The organism is Noviherbaspirillum massiliense JC206, assembly GCF_000312045.1.
In the GTDB taxonomy this organism is placed as follows: Bacteria; Pseudomonadota; Gammaproteobacteria; order Burkholderiales; family Burkholderiaceae_D; genus Noviherbaspirillum; species Noviherbaspirillum massiliense.
This window is the reverse complement of record NZ_HE978634.1, coordinates 1,338,999-1,352,233: the sequence shown is the minus strand read 5'-3', so window position 1 is coordinate 1,352,233 and position 13,235 is coordinate 1,338,999. Positions and strand designations below refer to the sequence as shown.

Below are 13,235 nucleotides of genomic sequence, written 5' to 3'. Positions count from 1 at the left end.
GACTGCGGTGTGCCAAATTCAGGACACGGGCTCAGGAGGAAATGACTGGCAATTGCTTTTCGAGTCAGGACATGGCTTCGTCAATGCCGAGCCACTCTCTCATCCGCTGGAGCAGTTGTTCACGCCATTCCCGACGTGAAAACGTATGGTTCGCGCCTCGCAACTCGAACCGCTGCACGCGCGAAGAATGCATCTGCCTTCGCCATCCGGCCGAGGCGCGCATGAGATCGGAAAACTCGCGTGCTGTCAGATCGTCTCCGCTCAGGACAACCAGCACGCTTCCCTGAAACCGGCGCAAGCCATCCAGCATCCTGTCTGGCAGCGGAAGCACATCGCCGGTGGCTGCGCGGGCCCTTCCCTGCAGCGCACTCCGGACCAGCCGGCCAAACGATTGCAGAGCAAGCGTGTAGTCAAACTCGCCGCGCCCGATTTTCTTCCACAGCGCCGCGTCCAGAAAGCGATTGCGGTAGTAGTGCTTCAGATAGGTCTGCGCCGCTCCTGCGTCCGTCCTCACCCATGGGTTGACAAGGACTAGGCCGGAGATGCGCGCATCCCGGTGAGCATAGAACAGCGCGGCCGACGCGCCGTCGCATAAGCCCCAGAGCACCACCTCCTGCACGAAGGGCGCTTCACGCAGCAGGCAGTCCACCGCGGTGTGAATGTCCTCGCCCACATTCTCGAAGGTCCGGGTATCGCCCCCGCTGTCCCCCATTCCGCGGTAATCGAAGCGCAGGACGGGAATGCCGTGCATGGCGAGGCCGCGTGCAATCAGGGTGAACTGCCTGTGGCTTCCCGCTCGGTACTGCGGTCCGCCGACGACAATCACCACCGCCCGTGGCAGCGGATGTTGCGGCATGCTGAGGACGCCATACAAGGGCTCGTCACCGCAGGAAAAACACAGGGCACGATCCTCGTACCTCATGCGAGCGCCCTGGCAAAGGCATCGGTGGTTGCGGCGATGAGCTGCGGGCAACCGCCGGGCTCGGCGCCCGTCCAGAACGGTGTGCCGGCCACATTATGGACATGAAGCTCGACATCGGCATCCATCCACGCGCGCATGATACTCATGCGTGCGGCAGGTATTCTCAAGTCTGCAGAAGGCACGATCTCAAACCAGTGTACGGGGCAGCCTATTCCTGAGAGGTTTGAAAAATCCCGGGTGGAGATATCGGAAATGAGGGTCTGCGACAATTCATAACCGCCGACTTCGATCAACTCTTCGCAGTCGGGGACTGCAGTCCGATGCTCCTGCCTGTCGCCGGCAGCAAGCATGTCGGCGGCGAGACGAAGCCGCAGGAACTGGGTCATGAAGGTCTTGCCGTTGACGACTGGCTGCCAGAGCAGGATTCGATCAAGGCCTGCTTGCGCATCCCGGGCGAAATCCAGGGCAAGCGTGGCGCCGAGGCGCAAGCCCCATAAGGAGATGGGTGGCGCAACATGCTTTGCAAGCCACTCTGCCGCAGCAGCAAGATCCAGCTTCCAGATCTGCCAGCTGGCATCCCGCAGTTCACCGTCGCTGTCGCCGCAGCCGTAAAGATCGATCTGCAGCACGCCGAAGCCGGCGTCGGCCAGTGCGCGCGCCTGCATGGCAGCCATCCTTCGCGACAGGTTCATCTCTTCACCGAAGGGGTGAACGTACAGGAATGCGCCGGCGCATTCCCGGTTCGATGCCGGAGGATGATAAAGGCAGAAGCGCCTTCCGGGCGCTGCATCGAGGAAGAAGGCTTGCGCCGGTGATGGACGTGGTCCGCGATTCATTGCGCCAGCTTGGCATCGACCAGCGCGGAGAGGCTGCCGACCGTACGGAACGCGCTCGCACTGATGTCTTCATCTTCCAGCATGATGCCGAAGCGGTCTTCCATGGCGGTAATCAGATTCAACACCGCCATGGAATCCAGCTCGGGAAGATGGCCCAGCAATGGCGTGTCGGCATGCATTGCTGCACTGCGGCTCCCCAGTCCCAATGTATCGGCAATAAGTTGTTTGATTTTCTCGAGCGACTGCACCACGACCTCCCTCCATTGGATTTCCCAGATCGCCTGTTCCCCTTGCTTGGCGGCATGAATCGAGCAAAACATGGGTGGCTGGCGAGTCATGAAATAGTGCCCTTGTCAAAGTTCCTTCCCTTGAGTTTGATCAAAACGACAACATACTGCCTAGCAATACTTAGCGTCACCAGCCGACCTTGACGATACTCAATCCAACAAGAAGGAGACGCCCTTGATATCCGCCCACGAACCGCTCACAGCCTCGTTCCAGGCTATTTTCGACACACAGCTTGCCCGTATTTCCCAATTGGAAAACACCGTCGACAACGACAGCAAAGTGGTGGCGGTCGTGGGATTGGGTTACGTCGGCTTGCCGCTCGCTGTCGCGTTTGGAAAACATTTCCAGACCATCGGCTTCGATTTGTCGGCCTCGAAAGTGGCCAGCTATCAGCGCTTCCAGGATCCGACCGGCGAAGTGTCCAGCGAGGAATTGCGGGCAGCAAGCAGGCTCACATGCACCACGGATCCCACGATGCTGGCCAAGGCGGACCATATCGTGGTGGCGGTTCCGACGCCGGTCGATATCGCGCACCGGCCCGACTTCGGCCCGCTCGTCGGCGCAAGCCAGACCGTCGGCTCCTGCATGAAGCGCGGCGCGATCGTCATCTACGAATCGACTGTCTATCCCGGCGCGACGGAAGAAGTCTGCGTGCCCATTCTCGAAAAATTTTCCGGCATGCAGTGGAAAAAGGATTTCCACGTCGGCTTCTCGCCAGAGCGCATCAACCCGGGCGACAAGGAACATACTCTGGCTTCCATCGTGAAGATCGTGTCGGGCGACGATGCGCACACGCTGGAGCAGGTGGCGCAGCTCTACGAGCGCGTGGTCACGGCCGGCGTGCATCGCGCATCCAGCATCAAGGTGGCGGAGTCGGCCAAGGTCATCGAGAACACCCAGCGCGACCTGAACATCGCGCTCATGAATGAACTGTCGATCATCTTCGACAAGCTGGGCATCGATACCCTCGAAGTCTTGCAGGCCGCCGGGACCAAATGGAATTTCCTGAACTTCCGTCCCGGCCTGGTGGGCGGTCATTGCATCGGCGTCGATCCCTACTACCTGACCCACAAGTCCGAGATGATCGGCTACCACCCGCAGGTGATCCTCGCTGGTCGCCGCATCAATGACGGCATGGCGAAATTCGTCGCGGAAAAAACCGTCAAGGAGCTGATCGGAGCAGGCTTCCCGGTCAAGGGCAGCAAGGTCAACGTGCTCGGCCTCACCTTCAAGGAGAACTGTCCCGACCTGAGAAATTCGAAGGTCGCAGACCTGATCTCGGAGCTCCGGTCCTACGGTGTGGAAGTCCACGTCCACGACCCGGTGGCGCAGCCTGACGAAGCTGCCCATGAATACGGCGTGCAGCTCACTCCCTGGGAAGAACTGCCGCGCGCCGATGCGGTAATTGCGGCCGTCGCGCATCGCGAACTCCTCGCCCGGCCAGTGGCGGACATCCAGTCCAAACTGGTCGACGGCGGCTGCTTCATCGATGTAAAGTCGCAGTTCGACCAGAAGCCATTTTGCGAAGCGGGATACAAGGTCTGGAGACTTTGATGCAGCATGAAGGCGGCGACGCGCGCGCAAGCAGATATGAAGCCGTCCTGCAGCATCTGGGACAGCATCAATACCACTGGCTGGTCACGGGGACTGCCGGCTTCATCGGCTCCAATCTTCTCGAAGCCCTGCTCCGGCTGAACCAGAAGGTCACCGGGCTCGACAACTTTTCCAACGGCCACCGCCATAACCTCGAGCAGGTAAGGGAGCTGGTGGGGTCCCGCGCATGGGCGAACTTCCGCTTTATTGAAGGCGACGTCCGGTCCCTGGAGGACTGCGCCTTCGCATGCCGCGGGGTCGATTACGTGCTGCATGAAGCCGCGCTGGGATCGGTGCCGCGTTCCATCAACGACCCGATCCTGACGAACGCGAACAACGTCACCGGCTTCCTCAACATGCTGGTGGCAGCGCGCGACGCCAGGGTGAAGCGCTTCATCTATGCCGCCTCCAGCTCGACCTACGGCGACCACCCTGCCCTGCCCAAGACGGAGGCGGTGATCGGCAAGCCGCTCTCCCCCTATGCGGTGACCAAGTATGTCAACGAGCTGTATGCCGAGGTGTTTGCCCGCTGCTACGGCATGGAGACGATCGGGCTGCGCTACTTCAACGTCTTCGGTCCGCGCCAGGATCCCAACGGCGCCTATGCCTCCGTCATTCCGCGCTGGATCGCGGCGCTCATGACCGGTCAGCCGGTGTTCATCAACGGCGATGGCGAAACCAGCCGCGACTTCTGCTTCGTCGACAATGTCGTGCAGATCAACCTGCTCGCCGCCCTGACTGACAACCCGGAAGCGGTGAACCAGACCTACAACGTGGCGCTGGGTGACCGCACCACGCTGAAGCAGCTCTATGAAGCCATGCGCATGCTTCTGGTGGACAGCATTCCCGATCTGGAGGAACACCGCCCGCAATACCGCGCCTTCCGTGCCGGCGATGTGCGTCATTCGCAGGCCGACATTTCCAAGGCGCAGGAGCTGCTGGGATATGCCCCGGCTTACCGGATCGGAGAGGGCTTGAAGAAGACCCTGGGCTGGTACAGGCGGCATCTCGTTCCGGCTCCGGTCTGATGATCCGGATTGTCCAAACAGCATGAGCAGGGTCGCCATCTATTCCGGCTTCGAGGAGCTGCCGGATTCCTGCATGGACTTGTTCGCCCGTGCCAGCGAGGCGCAAGGCGTGTTCTTCAGCCTGCCATGGTTCCGGAACCTGGCCGCCACCGTATTTGCCGATGCGGAGCTGCGCATCTATGTCCTCGAATCCAGCGTGAGCGGCAAGCCGCTCCTGGTGCTGCCGATGCGCCAGGAGAGCTCAAGCTGGTGCTCAGCCCACTCCCGCAGACTTGCTGCGGCCGCCAACTTCTATAGTCCCATGTTCGGCCCGATTGTTGCGCCTGGTGCGGAATGCCGGGCCCGGGACATGGAATTGCTGGCAAGGGCAATCGCGCGCGACACGCCATGCTGGCATGCCATCGACCTGCATCCGCTCGCTTCCGGCACGCCCTCCTCGAGAAAATTGACGGAGGCCTTTCGCAGCGCAGGCATGGCGGTCCAGACCTACTTCTGCTTCGGGAACTGGTATCTGGACGTCAAGGGGCGATCCTACCAGGAGTATTTCGCCTCCCTGCCGTCAAGGCTGCGCAATACGCTGACAAGGAAAACCAGGCAGCTGGAATCCGATGGCAGCCTGCGCCTCGAGATCATTTCCTCTCCTGCCGATATCGCGAGGGGCATAGCCGCATACCAGCAGGTTTATCGCGCCAGCTGGAAGGTACCCGAAGCAATTCCGGCATTTATTCCGGGACTGCTCCAGACCAGCGCCGAGCAGGGATGGCTGCGGCTCGGGATCGCCTACATCAACGATGAACCGGCTGCGGCGCAGATCTGGCTCGTCGGCAGCGGCGTTGCATCGATTTACAAGCTGGCCTACGACGAGCGCTTTTCGAGATCCTCGGTCGGCACCATCCTGACCGCGCACATGATGCGCCATGCCATCGACGTGGAGCGGGTGCGGGAAGTGGACTACCTGAGTGGCGACGATCCCTACAAACAGGACTGGATGTCGCATCGGCGCGAGCGCAGCGGCATCCTCGCCTTCAACCTGCGCACGCTGAATGGAAGCATCGCGGCGATCAGGCATCTTGGGGGGCAGAAAATGAAAAAAGCATTGGCGCTGGATCTATTGCCAAGGGTTCTGAACAACTTGCGCATGCCCGTAACATCCAACAAGCGCGAAGATGGGCAACCTCGTTGTCAATAATGCTTGCTTTCACGGTTCTACAGGCTCAAAGCGTCTCTATCAGGAAACGCCTTGTCCGTTCCACCGTGATGCCATCCGCCGCCCCGGATTTCTTCGCAGTGCAGATGCAGGAACGCATCATGCGGATTGCTCGCACTGAAGTCTCATATCATCATCACGTAAAAGCCTTCATCAAGGGCATCGACATGCAACCCCGCATTTTTCCAACAATCTGGGCGGCAATCGCGATCTCAACGGCGTCCTGCAGTTCCGGTGTAGCCGACACACCGTCCTCCCCAAAACAAACTGAGGCCGGAGACAGTTGCGTCTCGTCGCCAAATTGCCCGCCCGCTTCGGATGGATCCTATTCGACCGACTTCAGCCTGAACGAAAACCCGCTTCGGGAAAGCGGCAAGTGGACCACTGGCAAGACTTCAGGACTCGATTGGAACGACCCGCAATCGGCTTCAGGCAAGGTTTATGCGTCAGTGCTCTCGGGCGCTTCAGTATCACGCTACGACGACAGCATCGCGCACTTGAGCAAATCGTTTCAGAACATCAGCGCCAACCAATACGCGCAGGGTACCGTCTACCTCGCGAACGGATATTCGGATGCATCGCATGAAGTGGAGCTGCTGCTGCGGTTTGCCATCGGCCCTCACGACGCACACGGTTACGAAGTCCTGTGGGGTTTGCGCGGCTATCTCGCCGTCGTGCGATGGAACGGCCCGTTAGGCAATTACACGCCCCTGTATGACCCCGGCGCGGGCAGTGCCCCGATCCCGAAAGACGGAGATGTAATGCGCGCGGAAATTAGCGGTAACCTCATTACGGTAAAACTGAATGGCAATACGGTCGCCGCGGTGAATATTTCGTCAGCCGGCGGCACCGTCTGGCCCTCCGGTCAGCCCGGACTCGGCTTCTGGCCCGTGGAAAATGCGTCGCCCGAGCGCTTCGGATGGAAGTCATTTCAGGCAGGAAGCCTCTAGCTGCGCTGCGATTGGCGAGGCGACTGTCGAAGCCCCGTCAGGCCGTCGTCGGTGTACCGCCGCGCACGGCGCGGGCAAAGCTGCGCATGCTGATCAGATGGCGCCGGGAAATAAGCGCCATGATGGCAAAATAGACTGCAGCCCCCAATGCGATCAGCGCACCGAGTGCCAGGATCGCGGGCTGTGCATGGAGCGCCGGGCGAGCGGCGGTGACCGCCGCATACATGAGCGCAGCGGCTATGGCCGGCGGGGCGCATTCCGGCAGGAGGTCGATCATGCGAACCCCGATGCGCCGGAGTGCACCAGGCACGCTGAATGAGTAAGCGATCGGTACCGACACCAGCCACGCCGCACATAGACCGAGTAGCCCCCAATGCGCTCCCACAAAAAATCCGGCTGGAAGCAACACGAGGTTGATGATGGTGTTGCGCAGGTCCAGTTGCCGGTGCCCGAGCGCCAGTGAGGCGGTAAACAGGACGCTGCACAGCATGCGGATGGGCACAATGAGTGGCAGGATGGCCAGCGCCGGCACCGCCGGCAGCCAGTTGTCCCCGAACAGCACGTGTACCAGCTCCGGGGCCACTGCCGAAATCCCCCACAGGGCGGGAAAGGCAATCAGCGCCATGAGACGCATGGACCTGAGCACACCGTTGCGTACCCATGCAGGGTCGCTCTGCTCCCGCGCCAGTGCTGACAGGCCGACCTGATTGATGATCCCCATCACTTTCGCCATCGGGAGTGTTGCCAGCTGCAGAGCGACCGAGTACTGGCCGATTTCGGTCGTCGACAAAAATGAACTACCGATCAGCACATCCGACTGCGTGACGATGAAATAGCTCACCCTGTTGCACACGAGCGTCAGGCCGAATCTCAGGTGCTCGCCGATGCCGCGCACCGAAAACAGCGGCCGCACGCACTCGCCGTAGACCAGCAATGCGGTGCTGCGGGCAAGCGCCGCGAACAGTGTGCCAAGCACCAATGCCCATACGCCAGCGCCGATCAGGGCCAACAGCAGGGTTGTCGCGATGCCGGTTGTCCCGGCAGCCATTTCCACTTTGGCCAGGCCACGATAAGACAGGTCGCGGGCAGCAAGGGAGCTGGGTATGATCGCAACCGCGCCTATGATGATCTGCAGCGAGGCGACCGCGATAGGCCACGCAAGGCGCGGCTCATGGAACAGTTGCGCCAGAAGCGGCGCGGCGGCAGCTATGGCTGCCGTAAGGCCTGCAGAGAACAGCAGCGAGACGCCGTAAATCTTCCGCAGGTCATCGCGCGCCAGGTCGGTCCAGCGCACGATGGCAGCGCCGAGGCCAAGTTCGGCAATGGCCGCCGCGATGACGCAGATCACCGATACCTTGGCCATGAGCCCGTAGTCCTCCGGGCTGAGCAGCCGGACAACGACAAGCGTTCCGGCCCAGCTCACGGCTTGAACGACCAGTTTGGCAGCCACGCTCCACTTCAGGGCCGATATCGCTTTGCGTGCGGTCGACATGTGTGTCAGCCAGCGCGGGAAATCGGCTGCTCCGCATGCTCGGCACGGGCATGGACGACAACAGGGCTGACGACTGTGATCTCGGCTGCCGGAGCGGGCCGATTGCCTCCCTCTTCCTCGCTGCGCACCTTCTGCAACCACACGCTGCGCCAGAACAGAGGCTCGTACTGCGCATTGAAGAGTTGCCTCTCGCCCGAGAAGTTGACATCATGCAGCAAATACGCCGGCGTTTTCATCGTGCGCATTTCGCCGGTCACGATGTCGATCAGTTTCCTGACCTCTGCCTGGACACAATATTGGCCCCCGCAGTGTTTCAGCATGTCGTCCTCGAATCCCATTCCGCGATGGATCAGCTGATCATTCAGCGTTGCGCGAATCTGAGCAGACGACCGGACCGTGACACGGTCGCCCGCCTGCAGGTGAATCTCCTCGGAATGCCGGTCCATCGGCATGACCTCTTCGAATGTCGGAAAACTGACTCCCCCCCGGTAGTGCTGCAGCAGGTTGAAAAGATGCGTCAGCCAGCCAACGATGAACGCTGCCGGTGCCACATTGCCCGAGATGAGCGGACGGAGGAAATTGACCGCGCTCCAGTTGCCGATGGGACGCGATGCAGCGTGCAGCTGCGTCAGTTGACATGCGTAGCGCGGAGCCCGAGTGCCGAACTGCAAAACAGCCCTATCCGGCACCGACGCCGGACGATCGGGCGATGCTGGCGCTTCCGCCGGCTCGATTCTTTTCAGCCATGCGGCTTTCCAGAGCGTGTGGCAGGAGGCCTCGCAGCCTCCGTGAGCCGAACCGCTGCAAACCGCGTCGACCAGCAATACTGCGCCATCCATGTGCCGCATCCTTCGACTTTTCCGGTAGTCGAACAGGCGATGCGCACAGCGGAATACGTAAGCGCGCCGGCCGCACATCGCCAGCATTTCCGGCATGAAGGGCAATTGCTCCAGGCATCCCTGCTCGTCGAGTGTCGCGCGTATCTCGGCCCAGCTTCTGACCTCGACCAGGTCTCCCACTACCAGATCGTGCCCCAGCAGGCGTCTTGCCAGCCAGCGACGCAGGCCGGACACGCGCCGGGGCGCCGCTGTTTTGATCGCAGCCGGCTCGCGGGTGCGGTTGAGTTCGAGGAAAAGATCGCGCTTGCCGTGCACACCACGCTGGTAGCGGTCAAGCACGAGCAGTCCCGCGCACGCAAGAACGGCGCCACAAAAGGCGGCAATCAAACCCAGCGCAGCAATGACTGCGGCTGCGGCATCGGGCAAACTGCGCACGGAAAGGACGACGCCGAGCAGCGCGAGACACACCACGAGCACACACGCGAAAGTGGTCTTGAGATAGCTCCCGAGTACGACGGACATAGGCAGGATCCTCAGAACGTGTACTCGTCGGACAGGCGAAGCGTGCGCCGTGCTGCCTGCGTCACGTCACGGGCGAGCTTGACTCTTCGCCAACGCACATCGCGCGCGAGCAGTCGCGCGATTCGGAGCCGGTCCCGTCCCGAAACGGGTGCGCCCAGCAGAGCCCGCACGCGTTCATAGGTCCAGGTCCAGTGCGGGAAATTCATGCCCGCCCCTTTTGCATCGGGCTCCACCCACTTCCGCATTTCCTTCACCGTCTTCACTCGCGAGATCGAACCGCGATGAAAGCGCCTCAGCAGTGCCGGCCCCGGCATATGAACGATCTTGCCCCGCAGCCCCAGCTCCCATATGAAAATCTCATCCCAGCCCACATAGTTGGGACCGGTCCGCATTTGCTTCAGCGTCGAGGCGCGAAGCAGGCCATACGCCACCACATGCTGGTAATCGGCCATCAGGATCTTGTGCGCGCGTTCGAATACGTCGGGTGACTGTACGTCAAGACTTCTGTCCATTGATCCGATGATTTGACCCAGTTCGTCGATATTCCTGGTGTTGGGCATGACTGCGACGACTTCCGGCCGGCGGTCCAGCACCTGAACCATTCCTTCCAGCAGCCCCTGCTCCAGAATGTCATCTCCGCCCGCCCAGCGGAAATACTGGTCCGGGCTCGAGATCGCCTCCATCACGCGCCGGTGGTTCCAAAGTATTCCCCGGTTCTGCGGCGAGCGAAGGTACTTGACCCGGCTGTCCTTGCCGGCGTAGTCGTCACAGATATCCGGCGTAGCATCCGTCGAACCGTTGTCTGATATCACCAGATCGAAGTCGCCGAAGGATTGCGAAAGATGACTTTCGATCGCCGCACCAATGTATTTCTGGCCGTTGTAGACCGGAAGGCCAATGACTACTTTGCGCGCTCTCATGCGGATCTCCCAACAGAAACGTAAGCAGAATTGCTGTCATTCATAATCAAGAATCTCGAGAAGCTATGCCTGGAAAAAACTGGCCGGCTCCTGAAGTTGTTGCGGCGGCCAGCCTTTCGTCATCGACTGCGGCGAGGCAAACAGATCCGCAATCTCCTTTACCAGTACGTTCCAGTCGTTCGCCCGCGCCACTGCGCGCCGTGATTGCGCGGCCTCGCCCTCACGATCGCTCTCCGCCAGCCCGGACTCGATTGCAGCCAGCCACTGCGCCTCATCGCTTGCAATCGATACAGCGTGCGCAAAGCCGTGTATCAACTCGATCGGCGAGGACACGGTCGGACGCCCGGCTGCAAGGTATTCATGCAGCTTCAGCGGATAGATGTACCGGGTATAGTCGTTGACTTCGTAGCACATCAGGCAGACATCGAAATGCTGGATGTAACCGGGCAGCCGCTCCACCGGTTTGCCGCCCAAAAAATGGACGTTGCGCATCTGTCGCAGCGCCGCAAGCTGCCTCTCCTTGCCGGCAACATTTCCAATCGGCCCGACCATGACGAATGACCACTGGGGCCGGGCGCCGGCGAGACGGACGAGAAGATCGAGATCGAGCTGCTTCTTGATTACACCGGCATAGCCGATGCGCGGGCGAGGTATCGACGCCATGTCGGCCGGCTCTTCGTGCGGCTTCGAGAACAGCTGAAAGTCCACGCCGTTGGGAATGAGTGCCGTGTTTCGATTGATGCCGCCCTTCTTGCCCAGCAGGGCTGGCGAGTGAACGATGACCTGGTCGACGTGCCGCAACAGGCTCAGCTCCCGCGGCGAGTTGGGCAAGTCCTTGTCGGAAAAGCTGTATTCGTCGTCGATGTGATAGCAGCTGAAATCGTGGTCGACATGATGAAGTGCTTCAGCGAACTCGTCGCGCCAGATATACAGCGCGATCCGGGTGGCGCCTTGTGCAATCAGGCGTCTGCGCGCCGCCGTCAGTCGCGCCCGAAAACTCGCTGCGCCAAGCCATGCCGGACGATGGAGCTGCGGACGCAGGCAGCCGGTATTCAGGACCGCGAGCGAAGGCGTCGGCTCCGACCAGCGGTCCCTTGCCAGGAAGCGAGGGCTGGATGGTCTCAAGAATTCGCGCCAATCACCGGCCGGTTCAACCCATACCACCCTGTGATACTTTGCCAGCCGCTGCAACACCTGGTGCCGGAGCGTCACGACGCCACTCCAATAATCCGGAACCAGCGCAATGATGCCGAGCGAGCTGTTGCCATGCCCCGAAAACTCGGGCCCACGGCGCTTCCCGCTTCTCATTTTCCCCGGCTCCCGGCAGCGCCCCCCGACAGCGCAGCCTCCGCCGCACGCTCGCCGCTGATGAAGCTTTCATCCGTCCACATGTAACCCCAGTCGCCGTAGCGTCCGCAGTAGTGGATCCCCACGTCATCGAGATAGCCGTGGACGGTTTTCAGTGCCTCGGTGCGGTCGAGGTCGAAGATGACATTCGCATACTGTACGGTGGCGGCGTGCCGCGTCAGGATCTCGTCGGACTCGCGCAGGATGCCGGTGCGCCGCAGGTCGGCGATCACCCGTTCGATGATGGCGTCTGTCGATTCGGTGAGGGGCTTGTACTTCCGGGAGTAATAGACTTCCGCCTGGATACTGCCGCAACCGTCCGGCGCATTGTGCCGCGACAGCATGTGCGGAAAACTCAGGCGGGTGAAGGCAATGTCGTCGTCGTAGATGTACTTGATCTGCCCTTCCGACAGATCCTCGCGGTTGACGCCGATATTGACCAGCACGCAGGTGGTGCACGCCAGGCGCTGCGACGCCTCGACGACGTCCTGCGGCGCACCCGCGATCATGGGCAGCAGCTCGGGGAGCGCGATGGATGAAACCAGCGCGTCGTATTTCGTCACTCTGCCGTTGGCGAAGCGTGCCACGCGTTCCCGGGGATCGATGGAAATCACTTCATGCCGCAGCCGGATGTCGGCCATGTTGGGCAGGTCGTTCATGTACGACACGAACCCGCCGTGCGTCGGATAGCGGAAATTCGTGATGTAGTGCACTTCCGGTTGCCATTTCGCCACCGCACCGCGCAGCAACTCCTGCACGCTCGGCCGGTACATGCGCGGGCCGAGCCAGTCGGTCGTCATGTTGGATGCGGTAGTGGTGTGGTACTTGCGGCCATACTGCATGGGAAACAGCTCGGCGAACTTGCGCCCATAGCTGGCGACAAGCCAGTCCTCGTAATTCGCGATCGGTCTGTCGGGCGCGTTGTGCTCCTGCAGGAAATCGGTCACGATCTCGACGATCAGGTCGGGGGGCAAGCCGTTCAGGTGCAGCTGTACCGGATGGGTCAGCGTCAGCCCGCGCCAATAGTTGTCGAGCTTGACCTGCACCGCTTCGTACTTGTCATCAACGTACTTGGCGAACAGCTCCTGTATGCGCGGATCCTTGGTGAAGGAGATGTGCGGGCCGAGGTCGAACAGGAAGCCCTTGTCGTCGCGGAACGAGGCGGTGTGTCCGCCGAAATGGTTCGCCTTGTCATACAGCACCGGGCGGATGCCTTCGGCATTCAACCGGTATGCCGCACCGAATCCCGCCATGCCGGTGCCGAGAACAACGATGTTTGCCACTTTATATG

Annotated in this window: 12 protein-coding genes; 4 read left to right on the top strand and 8 right to left on the bottom strand. The window is 61.1% G+C overall.

What is annotated here, in order from left to right:
- Positions 1–64 precede the first annotated feature (64 nt).
- From HGHM_RS06770 to HGHM_RS06760, 3 genes are read right to left on the bottom strand one after another with little or no spacing between them, the layout of a single operon-like run.
- A complete protein-coding gene (locus HGHM_RS06770; protein WP_019140761.1) occupies positions 65–922 on the bottom strand; it encodes a hydrolase 1, exosortase A system-associated in 858 nt (285 codons plus the stop codon).
- Complete coding sequence (locus HGHM_RS06765; RefSeq protein ID WP_019140760.1) at positions 919–1,758, bottom strand: hydrolase 2, exosortase A system-associated; 840 nt, start codon at positions 1,756–1,758, stop codon at positions 919–921. Before HGHM_RS06765 ends, HGHM_RS06770 begins: the two co-directional genes overlap by 4 nt.
- Positions 1,755–2,096, bottom strand: a complete 342-nt coding sequence (locus tag HGHM_RS06760; protein ID WP_245549165.1) for an acyl carrier protein — start codon at positions 2,094–2,096, stop codon at positions 1,755–1,757. The genes HGHM_RS06765 and HGHM_RS06760 overlap by 4 nt, the downstream gene beginning before the upstream one ends.
- A 229-nt stretch (positions 2,097–2,325) precedes the next feature.
- Here HGHM_RS06760 and HGHM_RS06755 point away from each other — a divergent pair, with 229 nt between their 5' ends.
- The 4 genes from HGHM_RS06755 to HGHM_RS06740 all read left to right on the top strand — a co-directional run bounded on the left by HGHM_RS06755 (position 2,326) and on the right by HGHM_RS06740 (position 6,824).
- Positions 2,326–3,600 (top strand): nucleotide sugar dehydrogenase, encoded by a 1,275-nt coding sequence (locus tag HGHM_RS06755; protein WP_026075771.1) that lies wholly within the window; start codon positions 2,326–2,328, stop codon positions 3,598–3,600.
- A complete protein-coding gene (locus HGHM_RS06750) occupies positions 3,600–4,667 on the top strand; it encodes an SDR family oxidoreductase (RefSeq protein ID WP_019140757.1) in 1,068 nt (355 codons plus the stop codon). The genes HGHM_RS06755 and HGHM_RS06750 overlap by 1 nt, the downstream gene beginning before the upstream one ends.
- A 22-nt stretch (positions 4,668–4,689) precedes the next feature.
- Positions 4,690–5,856 (top strand): GNAT family N-acetyltransferase, encoded by a 1,167-nt coding sequence (locus HGHM_RS22235; protein WP_019140756.1) that lies wholly within the window; start codon positions 4,690–4,692, stop codon positions 5,854–5,856.
- Positions 5,857–5,960: 104 nt separating this feature from the next.
- Complete coding sequence (locus HGHM_RS06740) at positions 5,961–6,824, top strand: hypothetical protein (protein ID WP_148415416.1); 864 nt, start codon at positions 5,961–5,963, stop codon at positions 6,822–6,824.
- Positions 6,825–6,861: 37 nt separating this feature from the next.
- Here HGHM_RS06740 and HGHM_RS06735 read toward each other — a convergent pair whose 3' ends face one another.
- The 5 genes from HGHM_RS06735 to HGHM_RS06715 form a co-directional block, all read right to left on the bottom strand.
- Positions 6,862–8,316, bottom strand: coding sequence for a lipopolysaccharide biosynthesis protein (locus tag HGHM_RS06735; protein ID WP_019140754.1), 1,455 nt, complete (start codon positions 8,314–8,316; stop codon positions 6,862–6,864).
- A 5-nt stretch (positions 8,317–8,321) separates the two neighbouring features.
- The gene (locus tag HGHM_RS20875; RefSeq protein WP_019140753.1) at positions 8,322–9,677 is read right to left on the bottom strand and encodes a hypothetical protein; all 1,356 of its coding nucleotides are present in this window, start codon (positions 9,675–9,677) and stop codon (positions 8,322–8,324) included.
- Between the two features lie 11 nt (positions 9,678–9,688).
- Positions 9,689–10,597, bottom strand: coding sequence for a glycosyltransferase family 2 protein (locus HGHM_RS22230; protein ID WP_019140752.1), 909 nt, complete (start codon positions 10,595–10,597; stop codon positions 9,689–9,691).
- 63 nt (positions 10,598–10,660) lie between these two features.
- The gene (locus HGHM_RS22225; RefSeq protein ID WP_019140751.1) at positions 10,661–11,905 is read right to left on the bottom strand and encodes a glycosyltransferase; all 1,245 of its coding nucleotides are present in this window, start codon (positions 11,903–11,905) and stop codon (positions 10,661–10,663) included.
- Positions 11,902–13,227: a protoporphyrinogen/coproporphyrinogen oxidase gene (locus HGHM_RS06715; RefSeq protein WP_026075770.1), complete on the bottom strand. Its 1,326-nt coding sequence runs from the start codon at positions 13,225–13,227 to the stop codon at positions 11,902–11,904. Before HGHM_RS06715 ends, HGHM_RS22225 begins: the two co-directional genes overlap by 4 nt.
- Positions 13,228–13,235: the final 8 nt, after the last annotated feature.